Source organism: Blastococcus sp. SYSU DS0619 (assembly GCF_054051035.1).
In genome coordinates this window covers 1-19,056 of the sequence record NZ_JBJHAM010000028.1, presented here as the reverse complement: position 1 = coordinate 19,056, position 19,056 = coordinate 1, and the positions used below count along the sequence as shown (strand labels likewise).

The 19,056-nt window shown below is 74.9% G+C and carries 20 protein-coding genes; 10 read left to right on the top strand and 10 right to left on the bottom strand.

Annotated elements, in window-relative coordinates:
• Nucleotides 1–7 precede the first annotated feature (7 nt).
• The 3 genes from rpmI to ACI79T_RS19775 all read right to left on the bottom strand — a co-directional run bounded on the left by rpmI (nt 8) and on the right by ACI79T_RS19775 (nt 1,763).
• Nucleotides 8–202 (bottom strand): 50S ribosomal protein L35, encoded by a 195-nt coding sequence (rpmI, locus tag ACI79T_RS19785; RefSeq protein WP_269194637.1) that lies wholly within the window; start codon nt 200–202, stop codon nt 8–10.
• A gap of 102 nt (nt 203–304) precedes the next feature.
• Nucleotides 305–892 (bottom strand): translation initiation factor IF-3, encoded by a 588-nt coding sequence (infC, locus tag ACI79T_RS19780; protein ID WP_456611819.1) that lies wholly within the window; start codon nt 890–892, stop codon nt 305–307.
• Nucleotides 893–1,271: 379 nt separating this feature from the next.
• Nucleotides 1,272–1,763 (bottom strand): PH domain-containing protein, encoded by a 492-nt coding sequence (locus tag ACI79T_RS19775; protein WP_456611798.1) that lies wholly within the window; start codon nt 1,761–1,763, stop codon nt 1,272–1,274.
• A 52-nt stretch (nt 1,764–1,815) separates the two neighbouring features.
• On the opposite strand from ACI79T_RS19775, the gene ACI79T_RS19770 reads away from it, so the two are divergent.
• The 3 genes from ACI79T_RS19770 to ACI79T_RS19760 all read left to right on the top strand — a co-directional run bounded on the left by ACI79T_RS19770 (nt 1,816) and on the right by ACI79T_RS19760 (nt 4,619).
• On the top strand, nt 1,816–2,865 hold the full coding sequence (locus tag ACI79T_RS19770; protein WP_456611797.1) for an MBL fold metallo-hydrolase: 1,050 nt from the start codon (nt 1,816–1,818) through the stop codon (nt 2,863–2,865).
• A complete protein-coding gene (locus ACI79T_RS19765; protein WP_456611796.1) occupies nt 2,844–3,404 on the top strand; it encodes a uridine kinase family protein in 561 nt (186 codons plus the stop codon). The genes ACI79T_RS19770 and ACI79T_RS19765 overlap by 22 nt, the downstream gene beginning before the upstream one ends.
• 96 nt (nt 3,405–3,500) lie before the next feature.
• The gene (locus ACI79T_RS19760; RefSeq protein WP_456611795.1) at nt 3,501–4,619 is read left to right on the top strand and encodes a uroporphyrinogen-III synthase; all 1,119 of its coding nucleotides are present in this window, start codon (nt 3,501–3,503) and stop codon (nt 4,617–4,619) included.
• A gap of 27 nt (nt 4,620–4,646) precedes the next feature.
• On the opposite strand, the gene ACI79T_RS19755 is transcribed toward ACI79T_RS19760, so the two are convergent.
• The gene (locus ACI79T_RS19755) at nt 4,647–5,219 is read right to left on the bottom strand and encodes a GNAT family N-acetyltransferase (RefSeq protein WP_456611794.1); all 573 of its coding nucleotides are present in this window, start codon (nt 5,217–5,219) and stop codon (nt 4,647–4,649) included.
• Nucleotides 5,220–5,383: 164 nt separating this feature from the next.
• On the opposite strand from ACI79T_RS19755, the gene ACI79T_RS19750 reads away from it, so the two are divergent.
• The 3 genes from ACI79T_RS19750 (at nt 5,384) to ACI79T_RS19740 (ending at nt 8,037) form a co-directional block, all read left to right on the top strand.
• Nucleotides 5,384–6,832 carry an MFS transporter gene (locus tag ACI79T_RS19750; RefSeq protein ID WP_456611793.1) on the top strand — a complete coding sequence of 483 codons (1,449 nt, stop codon included), beginning with the start codon at nt 5,384–5,386 and terminating at the stop codon, nt 6,830–6,832.
• Nucleotides 6,833–6,957: 125 nt separating this feature from the next.
• The gene (locus tag ACI79T_RS19745) at nt 6,958–7,749 is read left to right on the top strand and encodes a hypothetical protein (protein WP_456611792.1); all 792 of its coding nucleotides are present in this window, start codon (nt 6,958–6,960) and stop codon (nt 7,747–7,749) included.
• 99 nt (nt 7,750–7,848) lie between these two features.
• The gene (locus ACI79T_RS19740) at nt 7,849–8,037 is read left to right on the top strand and encodes a hypothetical protein (RefSeq protein ID WP_456611791.1); all 189 of its coding nucleotides are present in this window, start codon (nt 7,849–7,851) and stop codon (nt 8,035–8,037) included.
• Here the strand turns inward: ACI79T_RS19740 and ACI79T_RS19735 are convergent.
• Both ACI79T_RS19735 and ACI79T_RS19730 read right to left on the bottom strand, forming a co-directional pair.
• A complete protein-coding gene (locus tag ACI79T_RS19735; protein ID WP_456611790.1) occupies nt 8,034–8,660 on the bottom strand; it encodes a class I SAM-dependent methyltransferase in 627 nt (208 codons plus the stop codon). The two genes, ACI79T_RS19740 and ACI79T_RS19735, sit on opposite strands and share 4 nt — an antisense overlap.
• Nucleotides 8,657–9,604 (bottom strand): NAD(P)/FAD-dependent oxidoreductase, encoded by a 948-nt coding sequence (locus ACI79T_RS19730; protein WP_456611789.1) that lies wholly within the window; start codon nt 9,602–9,604, stop codon nt 8,657–8,659. Before ACI79T_RS19730 ends, ACI79T_RS19735 begins: the two co-directional genes overlap by 4 nt.
• Nucleotides 9,605–9,671: 67 nt before the next feature.
• On the opposite strand from ACI79T_RS19730, the gene ACI79T_RS19725 reads away from it, so the two are divergent.
• The gene (locus ACI79T_RS19725) at nt 9,672–10,262 is read left to right on the top strand and encodes a helix-turn-helix domain-containing protein (protein WP_456611788.1); all 591 of its coding nucleotides are present in this window, start codon (nt 9,672–9,674) and stop codon (nt 10,260–10,262) included.
• On the opposite strand, the gene ACI79T_RS19720 is transcribed toward ACI79T_RS19725, so the two are convergent.
• Nucleotides 10,244–11,038: an AraC family transcriptional regulator gene (locus ACI79T_RS19720; protein ID WP_456611787.1), complete on the bottom strand. Its 795-nt coding sequence runs from the start codon at nt 11,036–11,038 to the stop codon at nt 10,244–10,246. The two genes, ACI79T_RS19725 and ACI79T_RS19720, sit on opposite strands and share 19 nt — an antisense overlap.
• Nucleotides 11,039–11,088: 50 nt before the next feature.
• Here ACI79T_RS19720 and ACI79T_RS19715 point away from each other — a divergent pair, with 50 nt between their 5' ends.
• Entirely contained in the window at nt 11,089–11,547 is a 459-nt protein-coding gene (locus tag ACI79T_RS19715; protein WP_456611786.1) for a DUF2000 family protein, read from the top strand.
• Here ACI79T_RS19715 and ACI79T_RS19710 read toward each other — a convergent pair.
• From ACI79T_RS19710 to ACI79T_RS19700, 3 genes are read right to left on the bottom strand one after another with little or no spacing between them, the layout of a single operon-like run.
• Complete coding sequence (locus tag ACI79T_RS19710; protein ID WP_456611785.1) at nt 11,544–11,948, bottom strand: Rieske (2Fe-2S) protein; 405 nt, start codon at nt 11,946–11,948, stop codon at nt 11,544–11,546. The two genes, ACI79T_RS19715 and ACI79T_RS19710, sit on opposite strands and share 4 nt — an antisense overlap.
• Complete coding sequence (gene nirB / locus ACI79T_RS19705) at nt 11,945–14,473, bottom strand: nitrite reductase large subunit NirB (protein ID WP_456611784.1); 2,529 nt, start codon at nt 14,471–14,473, stop codon at nt 11,945–11,947. The genes ACI79T_RS19710 and nirB overlap by 4 nt, the downstream gene beginning before the upstream one ends.
• Complete coding sequence (locus ACI79T_RS19700; RefSeq protein ID WP_456611783.1) at nt 14,473–17,073, bottom strand: molybdopterin oxidoreductase family protein; 2,601 nt, start codon at nt 17,071–17,073, stop codon at nt 14,473–14,475. Before ACI79T_RS19700 ends, nirB begins: the two co-directional genes overlap by 1 nt.
• A gap of 148 nt (nt 17,074–17,221) precedes the next feature.
• Between ACI79T_RS19700 and ACI79T_RS19695 the strand changes: the two genes are divergently transcribed.
• Together ACI79T_RS19695 and ACI79T_RS19690 are read left to right on the top strand one after the other, a co-directional pair.
• Nucleotides 17,222–18,016 carry a TetR/AcrR family transcriptional regulator gene (locus ACI79T_RS19695; protein WP_456611782.1) on the top strand — a complete coding sequence of 265 codons (795 nt, stop codon included), beginning with the start codon at nt 17,222–17,224 and terminating at the stop codon, nt 18,014–18,016.
• A gap of 132 nt (nt 18,017–18,148) precedes the next feature.
• Nucleotides 18,149–18,940, top strand: coding sequence for a DUF2382 domain-containing protein (locus ACI79T_RS19690; RefSeq protein ID WP_456611781.1), 792 nt, complete (start codon nt 18,149–18,151; stop codon nt 18,938–18,940).
• Nucleotides 18,941–19,056: the final 116 nt, after the last annotated feature.

Sequence of the window (19,056 nt, the reverse complement as noted above, 5' to 3'; positions counted from 1 at the left end):
GGGACGCTCAGATGCCCAGGAGCTTCTTGAGGTTCTTGGCGTCGGCCGGGGAGACGACCTGGTCCTGGTCGAGCCGCCGCTTGCGGGTGCCGGACTTGTGCTCGAACTTGTGCTGGTTGTTCGCCTGCTCGCGCATGAGCTTCCCGGTGCCCGTGACGCGCACCCGCTTGGCGGTGCCCTTGTGGGTCTTCTGCTTCGGCATGTCCCTCGCCTGTCCTGGTCGTCTTCATCTGGGTCGTCCGGCAGCACGGAGCTGCCGTACGCACCCGCTGGTCTCGGTGGTGCGGTCCTGCGGAACGGGGGGTCAGGCGCTGGGCGCCTGCTCCGCCTCCTGGCCCTTCTCGCCGGCCTTGGCCTCCCGGCCCTTGGCGGACTGCGCCGCCTGCTGGAGTGCCTGGGCGTTCCGGTGCGGGGCGATCACCATGACCATGTTCCGGCCGTCCTGCTTCGGGTTGGACTCGACGACGCCCAGCTCGGACACGTCGGCAGCCAGCCGCTGCAGCAGGCGGTAGCCCATCTCCGGGCGCGACTGCTCGCGGCCACGGAACATCACGGTGATCTTGACCTTGTCGCCGCCCTTGAGGAAGCGCTCGACGTGGCCCTTCTTGGTCTCGTAGTCGTGCGGGTCGATCTTCAGGCGCAGCCGCATCTCCTTGATGACGGTGAGCGCCTGGTTCCGCCGGGCCTCGCGGGCCTTCTGGGCGGACTCGTACTTGAACTTCCCGTAGTCCATGAGCTTGGCGACGGGCGGCCGGGCCATGGGAGCGACCTCGACCAGGTCGAGTTCGGAGTCCTGTGCCAGGCGCAGCGCCTCGCCGATCGACACGATGCCGACCTGCTCGCCCTCGGGTCCGACCAGGCGGACCTCGGGGACACGGATGCGGTCGTTGATGCGGGGCTCGGTGATGGCCTCTCCTTACGCTGCTGCGTGGGAGGAGTCGCTGGCCCACCCGGGCGCCGACGCAGCGAAGGCCCCGCGAGCGACTGCTCACGGGGCCCACTCGGCCGGTGCGCACGACCCTGCGGGTACGTGCGTACGCGATCACCGGCCTGTGGCCGGCTCTCGCGATCCGGGACCTGGGCGCCTGGACGGCGTCAGGTGGGAGCGGGCTCCTCTTGGATCAACGGCCCGGGGCGGGGCCGCTGGTGGTTCGCGCGCCTCGATGTAGCGGGGAGGCACGCCCACGATACAGCGTCCCTGCCGGGAGGAACATTCCCACCCCCACGGACGGGCGGATCGGCAGGGAACCGCGCCCGTTCGGTCCGTCCGCTCAGTCGTCGTAGAGCAGGGGCGGCCGGACCGGGTCCTTCGCCCGGGCGGAGGTGTGCAGGGCGCGCAGCCCTTCGACCGCCCGGACGGCGGCCTCCCCGTCGACGGCCTGGAGCGCGTGCAGGGAGACCTCGTCACCGTTCTCCAGCAGCAGCGACCCCCAGGCGGAGGTGCGCTCGAAGCGCACCGCCCGCACCGCCGTCCACGGCAGCCGGTGGTGGACCACCACGTTCACCGCGTGGATGCCGTCGGCGTCGGCGTCGAGCCGCGACCGGCCGAGGAACAGCAGCCCGGCGCCAAGGACCAGGCCGAGGCCGACCATCGCCACCTGGTCCACCACGCCGTAGTCGATCACCGTGTTGGTGGTCGAGGGCAGCGACAGGGCGACCAGCACCATCACCCCGACGACGACGGCGGCCAGGACGGCGAGGAGCAGCCGCATCCGGCGGGGCACGACGGAGACGGTGGACACGTCGGGCTGAGGACCGCTCACACCCCCATGGTGGCAGCACCGCCGCCGGAGGCGGCTGGCAGAGTGCGACGGCGTGGAGATCACCGGTACCGCGCAGCACGCGGCGTGGCAGGCGCGCACCCTGCCCCCGGTCGAGCAGCTGCAGGCCGATCTGTGGTCGGTGCCGGTCCCGATCCCCCACAACCCGCTGCGCTACGTGAGCGTGTACGCCTTCGCCCTCCACGGCGGCGGGCTGGGGCTGATCGACACCGGCTGGGAGAGCGACGCGGGCTGGCGCGCGCTCACCGACGGGCTGGCCTCCCTCGGCGCCTCGGTCGAGGACGTCCGGGGCGTGCTCGTCACCCACCTGCACTTCGACCACCTGGGCCTGGCCTCCCGGGTCCGGGAGGCCAGCGGCGCCTGGCTCGCCATGCACCCGGCCGACGCCGGCGCCGTCGAGCGGCTGACCCGCACCGAGGCGCGGGCCGCCGTGGCCGAGGAGGTGGAGTTCCTCGTCGGGCTCGGCGCCCCCCGCGAGGACGCGCAGGCCGACGTCGGTGCCGCCGAGGACCTCGCCGGCTTCATGCGCATGGCCGTCCCCGACCGGCTGCTCGAGGACGGCGACCACGCCGCCTTCCCCGGGTGGTCGCTGCGCGCGGTCCACACGCCCGGGCACACCCCCGGCCACCTGTGCTTCGCCGAGGAGCGCACCGGGCTGCTCTTCTCCGGCGACCACGTGCTGCCGCGGATCAGCCCGAACATCTCCAGCACCGCCAACGGTTCGGCCGATCCGCTGCGCGACTACCTGGACTCCCTCGCCGGGGTGCGCGACCTGGCGCCCACCGAGGTGCTGCCCGGGCACGAGTGGCGCTTCCGCGGGCTGGCCGACCGCGTCGACGCGCTGAGCGCGCACCACGAGACGCGGCTGGCCGAGCTGCTGGCCGCCATCGCGGCCCGCCCCGGCTCCACCCCGTGGGACCTGGCCGCGCACCTGACCTGGTCGCGTCCTTGGGAGCAGTACGAACGGCGGATGCGGATCTTCGCCGTGACCGAGACCGATGCCCACCTGCGGCTGCTGGCCAGCCGAGGGCTGGTGACCGGCAGCGGCGGAGCGGTGCCCACGTGGACGCTGCGGCCCCGCTGACCGTCGCCGACCTGGCCGGCCGGCTGCTCGCCGCTCCCCCGCGGCTGGGCGGCACCCGGCTGGTGTGCGTGGACGGGCCTGCCGGGTCGGGCAAGACCACGCTGGCCGCCCGGCTCGCCGCCGTCCTCCCCGACCCGGCCACCGTGCACATGGACGACCTGTACGCCGGCTGGACGCTCACCGGCGCCGCGGCCCGGTTGGCCGCCGGCGTGCTCCGCCCGCTGGCCGAGGGGCGCCCGGGGGCCTACCACCGCTACGACTGGGCGGCGGGCCGCTTCGCCGCCCGCACCACCCCGGTGCCGGTGCCCGCCGTCCTGGTCGTGGAGGGGTGCGGCAGCGCCTGCCGCGCCACCGATCCCTGGGCGAGCCTGCGGATCTGGGTCGAGGCCGACCCGGCGGTGCGGCTGGCGCGGGGCCTCGCACGGGACGGCGATCAGCTGACCGGCGAGTGGCAGCGCTGGCAGCGGAGCGAGGCCGCCCACTTCGCCGCGGACGGCACCCGGGCGCGCGCCGACGTGGTGGTCGACGGCGAGACGTGAGCCGCGTCACCCCGGCCGGTGCGGCTCCGGCCCGGGACACACGTCGGTAACGCCCGGCCGGGAAGATGGGGGCCGGACCGCATCCGAGGGGGACACGTGACCGACATCGCCGGGGACCAGCCGGCCGGGCTCCCGCTGGCCGGCTACACCGTCGCGGTGACCGCCGCCCGCCGCAAGGAGGAGCTCGGCGCGCTGCTGGACCGGCGGGGCGCCCGCGTCGTGTACGCCCCCGCCATCCGGATCGTGCCGCTCTCCGACGACGCGGAGCTGGTGGCGGCCACCCGCCGGGTGCTCGAGGCGCCGGTCGACCTCGTCGTCGCCACCACCGGCGTCGGCTTCCGCGGCTGGCTGGAGGCGGCCGACGCCTGGGACCTCCCACTGGTGGAGCACCTGAGCGGAGCCCGGGTGCTGGCGCGCGGCCCGAAGGCGCGCGGCGCCATCCGGGGCGGCGGCCTCGTCGATGCGTGGTCGCCGGAGTCGGAGTCCTCCGCGGAGGTGCTCGAGCACCTGCTCTCCGGCGCGGAGGGCCCGCTGGCCGGCCGCCGGATCGCCGTCCAGCTGCACGGCGACCCGCTGCCGGACCTGGTCGCGGGGCTGCGGGACGCCGGCGCCGACGTGCTCACCGTCCCGGTCTACCGCTGGGTGCTGCCCGAGGACGTCGCGCCGGTGCGCCGCCTCATCGGCGCGATCACGAGCGGGGGCGTCGACGCGGTCACGTTCACCAGCGCACCGGCCGCCGCGAGCCTGCTCCAGGTGGCCGGCGAGCTGGGCCGGCGCGACGACGTGGTGGCGGCCTTCGCGACCCGGGTGCTCGCCGTCGCCGTCGGCCCGGTGACCGGCGGGCCGCTGGACGCGGCGGGCATCCCCTACGCCCGTCCGGAGCGCGCGCGGCTGGGTGCGCTGGCGCGCGAGGTGGTCGCCCGGCTGCCCGAGCGCGACCCGGTGCTGCAGGTGGGGCCGCACACCCTGCAGGTCCGCGGGCACGCCGCCGTCGTCGACGGGCAACTGGTGGAGCTGGCCCCGGGGCCGCTGGCCGTCCTCCGGGAACTGGCCCGCCGGCCCGGCCACGTGGTCCCGCGGCCGGACCTGGTGACGTCGCTGCCCGGTGGCGGTGACGGGCACGCGGTGGAGATGGCGGTGACCCGGCTGCGGGCCGCGCTCGGGACGCCGCTGGTGGAGACCGTGGTCAAGCGCGGCTACCGGCTCGCGGTCTAGCCCCGACCCACCGGACCCGAACCGTGCTCAGCCGAGGTCGAGCCGCATGAGCACGCGCGGGAAGCCGTTGAGCACCGAGTCCGTGTCGGCCGCGTGCACGAACCCCGCGCGCTCGAAGAGCCGCCGCGTGCCGACGTAGGCCATCGTGAGGTCGACCTTCCGGCCGTCGTTGTCGACCGGGTACCCCTCGACGACCGGCGCGCCGTGGGCACGGGCGAACTCGACCGCACCGTCGACCAGGGAGTGGCTGATGCCCGCCCCCCGGTACCCGGGCCGCACCCGGAGGCACCACAGCGACCAGACCGGCAGGTCGTCGATCCGCGGGATCTTCCGGTTGCGCGCGAAGGTGGTGTCGGCGCGGGGGTGGATCGCCGCCCAGCCCACCGGCTCGTCCCCGTCGTAGGCGAGCACGCCGGGCGGCAGGTCCTCGCGGAGCAGCTCCCGCACGCGCTCCCCCCGGGCCGGGCCGGCCAGCGCCTGGTTCTCCCTGGACGGGATGCGGTAGCTCAGGCACCAGCACACGTTCGCGTCCGGCCGCTTCGGGCCGACCAGCGTCGCCACGTCGTCGAACACGGTCGCGGGACGCACCTCGATCGCCATGCCGCCATCGTGGCAGCGCCCTCCGACGACTCCTGCCGTCCCGCCCCGGGAGGCCGGTCGTCGTCCCGGGCCTCACAGTGGCGGGACGGTGCGGTGAGCGGACTGTTCCCGAGAGGTCATGCGCGCGCGGCGCCGGGGAAACGGCCCGTTCCTAGCGTCGCGCCATGACCTCCACCCCGACCGTCCGCCCCGACGGCGACCTGGCCGCACCCGTCGTCGCTCCGCCGTCGGGAACCGGGCCGGTGGCCCGGCTGGGCTCCCGCTGGATCGACGACTTCAACCCCGAGGACCCGGCGTTCTGGGCCTCGCCGCAGGGACGGCCGGTGGCCCGGAGGAACCTGGCGTGGTCGGTGCTGGCCGAGAACATCGGCTTCAGCGTGTGGCAGATGTTCAGCATCGCCACCGCCGTCCTGGCCTCGATCGGCTACGGCTTCACCAGCGACCAGCTGTTCTGGCTGGTGGCGACCGCCGGCCTGGTGGGCGCCATCATGCGGGTGCCCTACACGTTCATGCCGGCCCTCGTCGGCGGCCGGAACTGGACCGTCGTCAGCGCCGCCCTGCTGCTGGTGCCGGTGACCCTGCTGACCGTGGCGGCGACGACGGACCAGCCGTACTGGTTCTGGGTGCTGACCGCGATCACCTGCGGGTTCGGCGGCGGCAACTTCGCCTCCTCGATGGCGAACATCTCGTTCTTCTACCCCGACAAGGAGAAGGGCTTCGCGCTCGGGCTCAACGCCGCCGGGGGCAACATCGGGGTCGCGATCATCCAGCTGGTCGGCCCGCTCGCGGTCACGGCGGGCGCCATCGCCGTCGTCGGCGGCAGCTCGGGGACGACGGAGGCGGGCGACGCCCGCTACGTGCAGAACGTCGCGCTGATCTGGCTGCCGTTCATCGCCCTGGCGATCGCCGGCGCGTGGTTCGGCATGAACAACCTGTCGGGGGCGCGGGCCAACATCGCCGACCAGGCCGCGATCGCGCGCCGGAAGCAGACCTGGGTGATGTCCTTCCTCTACATCGGCGCGTTCGGCTCCTTCATCGGGTTCTCCGGCGCCTTCCCCCTGGTGCTGGCCAACGAGTTCGCCGCCGACACCTACCGCTACGCCTTCCTCGGTCCGCTGGTCGGCTCGCTGTCCCGGCCGTTCGGCGGGTGGCTGGCCGACCGCGTGGGCGGCGCGAAGATCACCGTCGTCACCTTCGTCGGGCAGGCGGTGGCCATCGGCACCGCCATCGCCTTCCTGCGGGTCGGCAGCTTCGGCGGCTTCCTCGCCAGCTTCCTGGTGCTGTTCGCGATCGTCGGCATGACCAACGGCTCGACCTACCGGATGATCCCGATCATCTACCGGGCCGAGGCCGCCGCCGACCACCCGGGTGACACCCCGGCGGCGGTCCTGTACCGGGCCCGGCGGGACACCGCCGCGGCCGTCGGGATCATCTCCGCGGTCGGGGCCCTGGGCGCGGTCTTCATCCCGCGGATCGTCTCGGAGTCCTACGGCGCCACCGGCGGAGTCGAGACGGCGCTGCTGTCCTTCTGCGGCTTCTACATCGCCTGCGTGGCGGTGACCTGGTTCGTCTACCTGCGCCGCGGCACGCTGATGCAGCGGGCCGGCGTCTGACCACCTTCCCGACCCGCCGGGACCGGCCCCTCGGGGTCGGTCCCGGCGGCGTGCCGTGGCCCTCGGGGGTGAGACCGCCACGTCCCGGGGTGCACGCGAGGCGCCGGAGCGACGAGGATCACCGCGTGACCGCAGCCGAGCAGACGAGCACCGGGCGCGCGCTGATCGAGGCGGGCGGCCCGGTCGCCGGATCGATGAGCACCGCCGCCGCCACCGTGGTGTTCGAGCCGGCGACGGCGCGGGTGCAGGTGGACGACCGGTTCGCCGCCGCGCTGCGCACCGCGGCCGGGGAGGCGTCCGGCATCGCCGTCGAGCGGGAGCGGGTGCGGGCGGGTGCGGCGCTGGCCTTCGCCGTCGAGTACGCCGCCACGCTGCACCGCGCCGGCCGGCCGGTGCGCTCCGACGGCTTCTTCTCCGACCGGCCGGGCAGCCGGCCGGTGGCCGACGAACTCGTGGAAGCGGTGGTGGCCGCCGCCCGGCGGTCTCCCGACGAGCGCCGGGTCCGCCACCTGGGCTACCTGCTGGCCGAGGTCAGCGTCTCCCCCGACCTCGACGCCGAGCTGGTCGGCCGCGCGCTGCGCCTGGCCGGCGAGCTGCGCTGGCGCCAGCTGGCGCTGCTGGCCGCCGTCGGCCGCCGGGACCGCGTTCCGCTGCCGATGGCGCCGCTGGAGGACGAGCCGCGGGGCTGGACGGCCTGGGGCGCCCGCGAGGACGTCGCCGACCTGCAGCGCACCGGCCTCCTCGACCCGCCGCCGGCGCTGCCGCGCCCGGGCGGCTCGGCGCTCCCCCGGCTGCGGATGGCCGACCTGCGGCTCACCCGCCGCGGCGTGCTGGTGCACCGGCTGCTGGTGCTCGAGCTGCTGCGCGACGACGCCGTCACCGCGGCCCTGGCCGACCTGGGCCTGCCCCGCAGCTGACCACCGCCGCGATCGTTACCGAGCCGTGACCTGCCGCGGTGGTCGATCTCGCCCTCCCGACGCGTCTTACGTGCAGAGGGACGGGAAGGGGAACCAGCGGTGCGCAGCAGCCACGACGAACGGCCGGAGAGCGCGTCGCTGATCGCCGCCCGGCAACTGGCCGAGGAGGCGCACCGCCGCCGGCGCCCCGGCCGCCGCCGTCTGCGCCCGCTCGTGCGGCCCCTCCCCACGGACGACGACTGGGGGCACACCTCCCGCACCGCGGACGCCGAGCGACGTCCGGCCTAGGTTCGTCGCCGGGCGACCAGCACGGTGTCCGGCACCGGGTTGCCCGTCCGCTCCGCCGCCCCGCGATCGCGCTGCCGGGTCCCGGTGACGACGTCCTGCCACTCCCCCGGCTTCAGCACGGCTGCGACGTCCTCCGCCGTGTAGAGCACGCCGGGGTCGTGCGCGTGGTGCTGCCCGTGCCCCCAGTGGTCGCCCATCAGGTGCCCGACCACCAGCAGGGTCCCGCCCGGCGCGACCGCGGCGGCCAGCCGGCGGAACAGGGTCTCGCGGTCGGTCCAGGTCGAGTGCAGGTAGTGGGCCGTCACCAGGTCGAAGCGGCCCTCCGGCGGCGCCCACACGTCCAGGTCCTCGTGCCGCCAGTCGATCCGGTCGCCGAGCCCGCGGGCCCGGGCGAGGGCGGCGCCGCGCTCCACGGCGACCGGCGAGAAGTCGACCGCGGTGACCCGCCAGCCCCGCTCGGCGAGCCAGAGGGCGTCGCCGCCCTCGCCGGAGCCGGCGTCCAGCGCGGTGCCGGGCCGCAGTCCGCTCGCCACCACGACCAGCTGCCCGTTCGGACGGCCGCTCCACACCGCCGGGGCCGAGCGGTACAGCTCGTCGTAGGACTCCCGGTCCACGGCACTCATGCCGCCACGCTCCGCGCCTCGGACACCGCGCGCGCGGTGTCCTCCTCGATGAGGTCCGCATTGATCATCGCGCCGGCCCGGAGCCCCTGCGCCGCCGCGACCATCACCTGGGCGCTCAGGTCACCGGCGTTCCCGGCCACCCACACGCCCGGGACGTCGGTGCGCCCGGTCGGGTCGGCGGGCAGGTAGGTGCCCATGACGGCGCCGTGCATCTCCATCGGCACCGGCACTGCCCCGAGGTCCGCGAGGAGTTCGCCGTTGGCGACGAACCGCGGGGCCACGACCACCGCGTCCCGGGCTACCAGCTCGCCGTCGGCCAGCCGGACGTCGGCGCCGCGCTCGAGGCCGGCCACCTCGCCGCGCACGATCCGGACGCCGCGGGCCGCCAGCTTCTCCAGGTCCTCCCCGACCGGCTCGGCGCCGGTGTGCACGAAGAGGACGACGTCCTCGGTCCACTGCCGCCACAGGAGGGCGGCGTAGGCGCCCAGCGGGCCGGTGCTCACGATGCCGACGGCGCGACCGCGCACCTCCCAGCCGTGGCAGTACGGGCAGTGCAGCACCGTGCTCCCCCACCGCTCGGCCGCGCCGGGGACGTCGGGCAGATCGTCGGTGAGGCCGGCCGCGAGCAGCACGCGCCGTGCGCGCACGTCCCCGCCGCCGTCCAGGGCCAGGAGGAAGCCGTCGTCCTCCCGGCGGACGGACACCACCCGCCCGGGCACCACCGTGCCGCCGTAGGACTCCACCTCGCCCCGACCGATGGCGTACAGCTCGGCCGGTGGGGTGCCCTCCCGGCCGAGGTAGTTGTGCACGTGCCCGGCCGGGGCGTTGCGCGGCTCCCCCGCGTCCACCACCAGCACGCTGCGCCGGGCGCGGGCCAGGGTGAGCGCACCGCTCAGCCCTGCCGCGCCGCCACCGATGACCACCACGTCGTATCGCTCGTCCATGCCGTCCACTGTCACCGCGGGCGACGACGATGGCAACGATGCTTGCCGGTATGGCAAACTCTCCCACGTGACCGACGACCACGTCCTGCAGAACGTCGGCCCGCGGCTCCGTGCTCTCCGCACCGAGCGCGGAGCCACGCTCACGGAGGTCGCCGACGCGACGGGCATCTCGGTCAGCACCCTGTCCCGGCTCGAGTCGGGCGGGCGCCGCCCCACCCTGGAGCTGCTGCTGCCGCTGGCCCGCACCTACGGCGTGGCCCTCGACGACCTCGTCGACGCCGAGGCACCGGCCGACCCCCGCGTCCACGGGCACCCGGTCGAGCGCGACGGGATGACCCTGGTGCCGCTGACCCGGCAGGCCGGCGGGCTGCAGGCCTACAAGCAGCTCTTCCCCCCGCGCTGGCAGGTCGGCAACACCGACCAGAAGGTGCACGACGGCTACGAGTGGCTCTACGTGCTCTCCGGCCGCATCCGGCTGCTGCTGGGCGCACGCGACTTCGTGCTCGGCCCGGGCGAGGTGGTCGAGTTCGACACCCGGGTGCCGCACGCGTTCTCCAACCCGTTCCCCGAGCCCGCGGAGGGGCTGATCCTCTTCGGCCCGCAGGGCGAGCGCATGCACGTCCGCGCCCGCCCCGCTCCTCAGGCCGACCGGGCGTAGGCGGCGGGCGTCGTCGCCAGCATCCGGCGGAAGTGCCGGGTCAGGTGCGCCTGGTCGTAGAAGCCCGCGGCCGTCGCCACCTCCGCGGCCGGCATCCCGTCGAGCAGCAGCCGGCGGGCGCGATCCACCCGACGGCCGGTCAGGTAGCGGTGCGGGGGGAGGCCGACCCGAGAAGTGAAGGCGCGCACCAGGTGCGTCGGGGTGACACCGAAGCGCTGAGCGGCCCCGGTCAGGTCGACGCCCTCCACCACCCGGGCGTCCAGCAGCTCCCGCAGCCTGTCGGCGACGCGGGCGTCGCGCACGGCGGCGACGGGCGCCACGGCCCGGTCCAGGTGCTGGCCCAGCCGCTCGAGGACGAACGCCAGCCGGCTCTCCGCCTCGAGCTGCTCCGAGTGCGGCGCCAGCGCCGCATGCAGCCGGGAGATCCGGTCGCGCAGCACGTCGTCGGCGAAGGCCGGGGAGTCCACCGCGGGGCCGACCCGGTCGACGCCGAGGGTGCCCAACTCCAGGTACAGCACCCGCTTGCGGAAGCCGCCGGGGAACTGCGACCGGCCGTCGTGCGGCACGCCGGGCGGCAGCAGGGTGACCGCCGCCGGGGAGGCGCCGTGGGCGTGCCGGTCGAGGTCGTAGCGCACCGCGCCGTCGTCGACGAGGAGCAGCGTCCAGGCGTCGTGGGTGTGTGCCGGGTAGGCGTGATCGGCGAAGCGGGCGTGCAGCACCTCGGTCAGCCCCGGCACCCGCGGGCGCCAGGCGACGACGTCGGCCGGGCCGGTCACGTCAGGAACGTACAAGACCGGGAGGCGCCGGCGGCCGGACGCTGACCACCGTGACGACCGCGCAGACGCTCCCCGTTCCCGAGACCTCCGAGCCCGGCCCGCCGTGGCCGACGAAGATCGTCGTCCTGCTGCGCGAGGGGCTGCTCCCGTGGCAGGAGCTCAACGTGACCGCCTTCCTCGCCGGCGCGGTCGCCGCCGCGATCCCGGAGCTGATCGGCTGCCCCTACGAGGACGCCGACGGCACCCGGTACCTGGCCACGATCCGGCAGCCGGTGCGGGTGATGACCGGCCCGGCCGACGTCCTGGCGCGGGCCCGCGAGCGGGCGGTGCAGCGGGGCCTGCCGACGTCGGTGTTCACCGCCGACCTGTTCGCCACCGGCGGCGACGTCGAGAACCGTGCCGCCGTGCGGGCGGTCCGCGCAGCCGACCTCGACCTGGTCGGGCTGGCGCTGCACGGGCCGAAGAACGCCGTCGACAAGGTGGTGAAGGGCGCCCGCATGCACCCCTAGACGGTGACGACCAGAGCGCCGTCCTCCTCCCGCACGGGGTAGACCCGGATCGGGGCGGCGCCGCTGGTCGAGGCGCCGTCGTTCCACCGGTAGGCGAACAGGTGCAGGGGGCAGACCAGGACGTCGACGTCGGTCTGCCCGTCGGCGAGCGGCCCCCCGGCGTGCGGGCAGGCCGCCTGCGTGGCATGCAGCGAGCCGTCGCGCAGCCGGAACACCGCGACCTGCACACCCCCTGCGACGAAGGCCCGGCCCTCCCCCGGCGGGACGTCCTCGATCCGGCCGACCACGTGCGGGGTCCCCCCGCCCGGCGCGGCGGTGCCGGGCTGCGTCTCCGTCGCGGGGGTGCCCAGGTCGGTGCCCGGCGTCGTGGGCCGGGCGGCCTCGAGGTGCGGCGCGCTCATCGGACCGGCACCTGCGGCAGGGCGATCAGCGGCAGCGCGGAGCGGAACTGGCCGGGTGTGGCCGGCTCGCCCGCGTCCTGGCCCCACGGGTCGGTGTAGGCGTCGATGGACTGCTGCATGCCGGCGTCGAGGTCGGCGCAGATGCCCTCGCTGTCCTCCAGCAGCACCGCCTTGATCTTCTCCAGCCCGATGCGCGGCACGAAGTCGTAGGTGCGCTCCAGCCAGTTGGCGTTCTCCCGGTAGTACTGCATGAACCGCCCGGCCAGCGTCATCACCTCGTCCGGGGAGCCGACGGTGGCCAGCAGGTCGCCCTTGCGGATGGTGGCCCCGGCGGCCCCGCCGACGTAGACCTCCCACTTGCCGTTGCCCACGGCCACGACGCCGACGTCCTTCACGTAGGCCTCGGCGCAGTTGCGCGGGCAGCCGACGACGGCGAGCTTCATCTTCGCCGGGCTCTCGATGCCCTGGAAGCGGGTCTCCAGGTCGATGCCGAGCTGGGTGGAGTCGCCCAGGCCGAAGCGGCAGAAGTCGCTGCCCACGCAGGTCTTCACCGTGCGGAAGCTCTTGCCGTAGGCGTACCCCGACGGCATGCCGAGGTCGGCCCACATGGCCGGCAGGTCCTCCTTGCGGACGCCGAGCAGGTCGATCCGCTGGCCGCCGGTCACCTTGACCATCGGCACCTCGTACTTCTCGGCGACGTCGGCGATCTTCCGGAGCTGCGCGGGCGTGGTCACCCCGCCCTTCATCTGCGGGACGACGGAGAAGGTGCCGTCGCGCTGGATGTTGGCGTGCACCCGGTCGTTGATGAACTCGCCGTCCTTCTCCGGGACGAAGTCGTGCCCCCAGACCATCTTCAGCAGCGAGGTCAGCCCCATCTTGGACTTCGCGTCGTCCTTGCCGTCGGGGGCGAGGGTCGCGAAGACCGCGGACACGCTGCGCAGGTCGTGCTCGCGGATGGCCCGGATCAGCTCCGGCTTCGGCATCGGGATGCCGGGCACGTACCAGGACGCCGCGGGGTCCTCGGTGAGGTCGCCGTCGGCGGCCCACTCGACGATCTGCTTCACCAGCGACTTGCAGGACCCGCAGCCCTTGCCGGCGCGGGTGCGGTCCATGACCTCGCCGACGTTCGAGCAGCCCCCGGAGACCGCGCCGCAGATGTCGCCCTTGGTGACCCCGTTGCAGTTGCAGACCTGGCTGTCGGCGGGCATCTCGGCGACGCCGACCTCCTCGACGCCGTCCGAGAGGTCGACCAGCAGCCGGATGCGCTCCTCGGGCAGCGGCGCGCCGCGGTCGAAGGCCTGGGTGAGGAAGGCGACCTTGCGGGTGTCGCCGAGCAGGGTGGCGCCGACCAGCTTGTCGTCGCGGATCACCACCGACAGGTGCACCCCGCGCCGGGGCTCGGAGATGACCAGGAACTCGTCGTCCTCGCGCTCGGGGGTGTTCACGCCCATGACGGCGACGTCGACCCCGGCGACCTTGAGCTTCGTCGCCGTCCGGCTGCCGTGGTACTCGGCGTCGGGGTCGGTGCCGGTCAGGACGTCGGCGAGCACCTTGGCGTGCTCCCACGCCGGGGCGACCAGCCCGTAGACCTGGTCGCGGTGCTGCGCGCACTCGCCGATGGCGTACACGTCGGGGTCGTCGGTGCGCAGCTGGTCGTCGACGACGATCCCCCGCTGCACCTCCAGCCCCGACCGGACGGCGAGGTCGCTGTGCGGCCGCACCCCGGCGGCCACGACGAGCAGGTCGCAGTCCAGCCGCCGGCCGTCCTTCAGCAGGACGCCCTCGACGTGCTCGGTGCCCAGCACCTCGGTGGCCAGGACGTCGAGGTGCACGCCGATGCCGAGGGACTCGACGCTCTTCTTGAGGATCGCGCCGGCCTCCGCGTCGAGCTGGGCGTTCATCAGCCACGGCATCGCGTGCACGAGCTCCACCTGCAGCCCGTGCCCCTGCAGCGCCCGGGCCGCCTCCAGGCCGAGCAGCCCCCCGCCCATGACCACGGCGCGCCGGCAGCGGCCGGTCGCCGCGAGCATCGCCCGGGTCTCGTCGATGGTGCGGAAGCCGTAGACGCCGGGCAGCAGCTCGCCGTCGTCGGTACGGACGCCGGTCATCGGCGGGATGAACGAGTAGCTGCCGGTGGCCAGGACCAGGTGGTCGTAGCCGGTCACGCTGCCGTCGGCGGCGTGCACCTGCTTGGCCGCGGTGTCGATCCGCTCGATCCGCACGCCGGCGCGCAGGTCGACGCCGTTGTCGGCGTACCACTCGTGGGAGTTGAGGACGATCTCGTCCTCGTGCGACTCCCCGGCCAGCACCGGCGAGAGCATGATCCGGTTGTAGTTGCCGTGCGGCTCGTCGCCGAAGACGGTGATCCGGAACTGCTCCCCGCCGCCGCGCTCGAGCACCTCCTCGACGAACCGCGCGCCGGCCATGCCGTTGCCCACGACGACCAGCCGGCCGCGGGTGTCCAGGTCGTCCTCGAGGTGCAGGGTCGTGGCGCCGGTCAGCCGGCCGCCCAGGATCGCCGTCATCAGACCTCCACCAGTCCCAGGTCGACCACGATCTCGCCGGTGACGCCCTCGGGCGCCGCCGCGTGGAGCTCCACGACCGAGCCGCCCACCAGGTCCTCGACCACGCGCAGCGGCACGTGCGTGTCGGCCTTGGCGCCGATCGGGAACCACCGCATCGGCTCGCCGTCGTGCACCAGCAGCACGTAGACCAGCTCGCCGGTGGCGTTCCCGCCGCGGAAGTAGAGCGCCTGCGCCGTCCGGCCGGCGGGGACGGTGTAGCGCAGCGCCGGGTCGACCGGGCCGGGCTTGGCCAGCCCCTCGCCGGTGATCGGGAAGACGCCCTGCAGGAAGCGGGGTGTGCTCTTCACGGGTGTTCTCCTCGGGGTGGACGTCGTGCGGGACGGCGGGTGCGGCACGGGGGCCGCGGTCGGGCGGTGCGCGGGCGAGCGGGGTTGGGTGGCGGCGGCCGGTGGCGGGATGCGTTCCTCGGGCCCGCCGACCCGGGTGACGGCGACGGCGCAGACCTTGAAGGCGGGCATCCGGCTGACCGGGTCGAGGGCGTCGGCGTCGGTGAGCGCGTTGGCGCTCGCCCCACCGCCCCAGTGGAACGGGACGAAGACGGTGTCCGGCCGGATCGTGTCGGTGACCGAGGCGTGGAAGCGCGCCCGTCCGCGGCGGGTGGCGAGCTCGACGACGTCGGTGTCACCCACGCCCAGCGCTCGCGCCAGATCCGGGTGCAGCTCCGCCCGCGGGGTCGGCGCCATCAGCTGGAGGCTGCGCGTGCGGCGGGTCTGCGTGCCCGACTGGTACTGGGCCAGCACCCGGCCGGTGGTGAGCACGTAGGGGTACTCGGCGTCGGGCCGCTCGTGCGCGTCGACGTGCTCCACGCGGAGGAACCGGGCCCGGCCGTCGGGGGTGGCGAAGCGGTCGAGGAACAGCCGGGGTGTTCCGGGGTGCGCGTCGGAGGGGCAGGGCCAGAAGACGCCCTGCTCCTCGTCCACCCGCCGGTAGCTGATGCCCGAGTAGTCCGCCGTCCCGCCGGCGCTGGCCCGGCGCAGCTCGTCGAACACCGTCTCCGGGTCGCCGCTGAACCGCTCCCCCGCACCCAGCCGGCCGGCGAGCTCGGCGAGCAGCTGCAGGTCGTCCCGGACGCCGTCCGGCGGGTCCAGCGCCCGGCGGCGGCGGATCACCCGGCCCTCGAGGTTGGTCGTCGTGCCGGCCTCCTCCGCCCACATGGCGCTGGGCAGGACGACGTCGGCGAGCTCGGCGGTCTCGGAGAGGAAGAAGTCGCTGACGGCGAGGAAGTCGAGGTCGCCCAGCCGGCTGATCACCCGCCGCGCATCGGGCGCGGAGACCGCGACGTTGGAGGCCAGGACCAGCAGCGTCCGCACCCCGCCGTCGGTGCCGAGGGCGTCGAGCAGCTCGAAGGCGCTCTTCCCCGGCAGCGGCAGGTCGTCGGGGTCGACGCCCCAGACCGCGGCCACGTGGGCGCGGGCGGCGGGGTCGGCCAGCGAGCGGTAGCCCGGGAGCTGGTCGGCCTTCTGGCCGTGCTCCCGGCCGCCCTGGCCGTTGCCCTGGCCGGTGACGGTGCCCCAGCCGCTGCCCCGCCGGCCGGGCAGGCCGAGGGCGAGGGCGAGGTTGATCCAGGCCTGGGCGGTGTCGGTGCCGCTGCGGTGCTGCTCGGCCCCCCGGGCGGTGAGGATCATCGCCTTCTCCGCGCGGGCCAGGGCGAAGACGGTGCGCCGCTGGTCGGGCACCGGCACCCCGGTCAACCGCTCGACCCGGTCGGGCCAGTAGGCGGCGACCCCGTCGCGCACCGCGTCGAACCCGGTGGTGCGCGCGGCCACGTACTCCTCGTCGACCAGCCCCTCGGCCAGCGCGATGTGCAGCAGCCCGTTGGCCAGCGCCAGGTCGGTGCCCGGCAGCGCCTGCAGGTGCAGGGCGGCGGCGCGGGCGGTGGCGGTGCGCCGCGGGTCGACGACGATGTGCTGCGCGCCGCGCTCGCGGCCGGCGTCGAACCACTGCATCGCCGGCGGCATGGTGTCGGCCGGGTTGCTGCCCACCAGGACGACGACGTCGGCCTCGGCGATGTCGCTGAGCGGGAAGGGCAGGCCGCGGTCCAGGCCGAAGGCGCGGTTGGCCGCGCCGGCCGCCGAGCTCATGCAGAACCGGCCGTTGTAGTCGATGGCGCTGGTGCGCAGCGCGACCCGGGCGAACTTGCCGAACTGGTAGGCCTGCTCGTTGGTCAGCGATCCGCCGCCGAAGCAGCCGACGGCGTCCCGGCCGTGCCGGCGCTGGGTGCGCTCGATCGCGGCGACGACCCGGTCGAGCGCCTCGTCCCAGCTGCTCTCGACCAGGGGGCTGGTGCGGTCGCCGGGGACGGCGCGCACCAGCGGCCGCAGCAGCCGTTCCGGGTGGTCGAGCAGCTCGGCCGACGACCAGCCCTTGGAGCACAGCCCGCCGCGGTTGGTCGGGAAGTCCAGCGGCACCAGCGTGGCGGGGCGGGCGCCGGCGGTGACCGCCATGCCGCACTGCAGGGAGCAGTACGGGCAGTGCGTGTTCGTCGTGCGGGAGGCGCGCACGCCCGCGACGGCGGATGCGGGCGACACGGTGGCGGACACGGGAACCAGCCTCGGGGGCGGGCGTTTCCCTTCGTGGACCCCGGCGTCAACGCTGCGTTCCGTCGGTCTCACAGGAGGGTGCCGGTCCCTGTGCGGTGCCCCGGCGAGCATGATCACCGGCAGATCGCGCCGACCGAGGGAGAGCACGATGACCGAGCCGGACCCGACCGCCGACCCCGACAGCCCCGAGGGCCGCGGTGGCGCGGCCGCGGCGGTGCCGGCCGCCCCGCCCGGTGCCGGGCGGAGCGGGCTCGACCGGCGCCGCATCCTGGGCGCCGCCATCGAGTACATCGACGCCCACGGGCTGAACGCGCTGACCATGCGCCGGCTCGGCGCGCACCTCGGCGTGGAGGCGATGGCGCTGTACCGCTACGTGCCCGGCCGCGAGCAGCTGCTCGACGGTGTCGTGGAGTCGGTCATCGACGAGCTCTACGGCGATCCCGACGTCCACCTGGCCGCGTCGCACGGCTGGCAGGACTACCTGCAGCGGCTGGCGCACGGCGTGCGGCGGATCGCGCTGGCCCACCCCGAGGTCTTCCCCCTGGTCGCCACCCGGCCGCCCGCGGCGCCGTGGGTCCGCCCACCGCTGCGCAGCCTGCGCTGGGTCGAGTCCTTCCTCGACGCGCTCATCGACAGCGGGTTCACCGAGGAGGCCGCGGTCGCCGCGTACCGGGCGTACTCGAGCTTCTTGCTGGGCCACCTGCTGCTCGAGGTGTCGCAGAAGGGCGTGAAGATCAGCCCGCTGGACCAGCCCGAGGGCGTGCCCGACGCGGCGGCGAGCACCGACCTCGGCGACTACCCCACGGTCGTCCGGCTGGAGCCGCTGCTCTCGCTCGACGAGTCGGCCGCCGAGTTCGAGGAGGCGCTGGAGAACCTGCTCGGCCGGCTGGAGATCGTGCTGACGGAGTCGCGCACCCCGCGGCGCGGGGACCCGCGGGACTGAGCCGGCCGGAGGCCCTGCCGGGGCGATTGTTTACGCCGTAAATGCGCGGGCATCGTGGTGAGGGCCTCGTCGGCGAGCACACCCCGCGACGAGGCCTCCTTTCCCCGCTTCGAGTCCCCAGGAGTTCTGCGCATGATCACCGAGCACCAGCTGAGCGACGTCATCGGCAGCACCGCCGTCGGCCCCGACGGCAAGCTGGGCACCGTCGGCGAGGTCTACCTCGACGACGAGACCGGCCGCCCCGAGTGGGCCACCGTCCGCACCGGGATGTTCGGCACCAAGGAGACCTTCGTCCCCCTGGCCGACGCCGACATCTCCGGCGAGGAGCTGCGCGTGCCCTACGCCAAGGACAAGATCAAGAACGCTCCGCACATCGACACCGACGGGCACCTCTCCCCCGCGGAGGAGACCGAGCTCTACCGGTACTACGGCCTCACCGCCGGCGGCACCGGCACCGACGTCACCGACACGACGCGCACCACGACCACCGACACGACCCGCGGGGCCGTCGGCCACGACACCTCCGGGCCCACGACCGACGACGCGATGACCCGCTCCGAGGAGCAGCTGCACGTCGGCACCCAGCGGGTGGAGACCGGCCGCGCCCGGCTCCGCAAGTACATCGTCTCGGAGAACGTCTCGCAGACGGTCCCGGTGTCGCACGAGGAGATCCGCATCGAGCGCGAGCCGATCACCGACGCCAACATCGGCGACGCCCTCGACGGCCCGGCCATCTCCGAGGAGGAGCACGAGGTCGTGCTCCACGGCGAGCGCCCGGTCGTGGAGAAGGAGGCCGTGCCGGTCGAGCGCGTCCGCCTGGACACCCACACCGTCACCGAGCAGGAGACGGTCACCGAGCAGGTCCGCAAGGAGCAGGTGGAGCTGGACACCGACGGCACGAACGGCACCGGCACCCGCCGCTGACCCCGGCCGCAGCAGTCGGGGGGGGGGGGGGGGGGGGGCGGCCCGCCCCCCCCCCCCCCCCCCCCCCCCCCCCCCCCCCCCCCCCCCCCCCCCCCCCCCCCCCCCCCCCCCCCCCC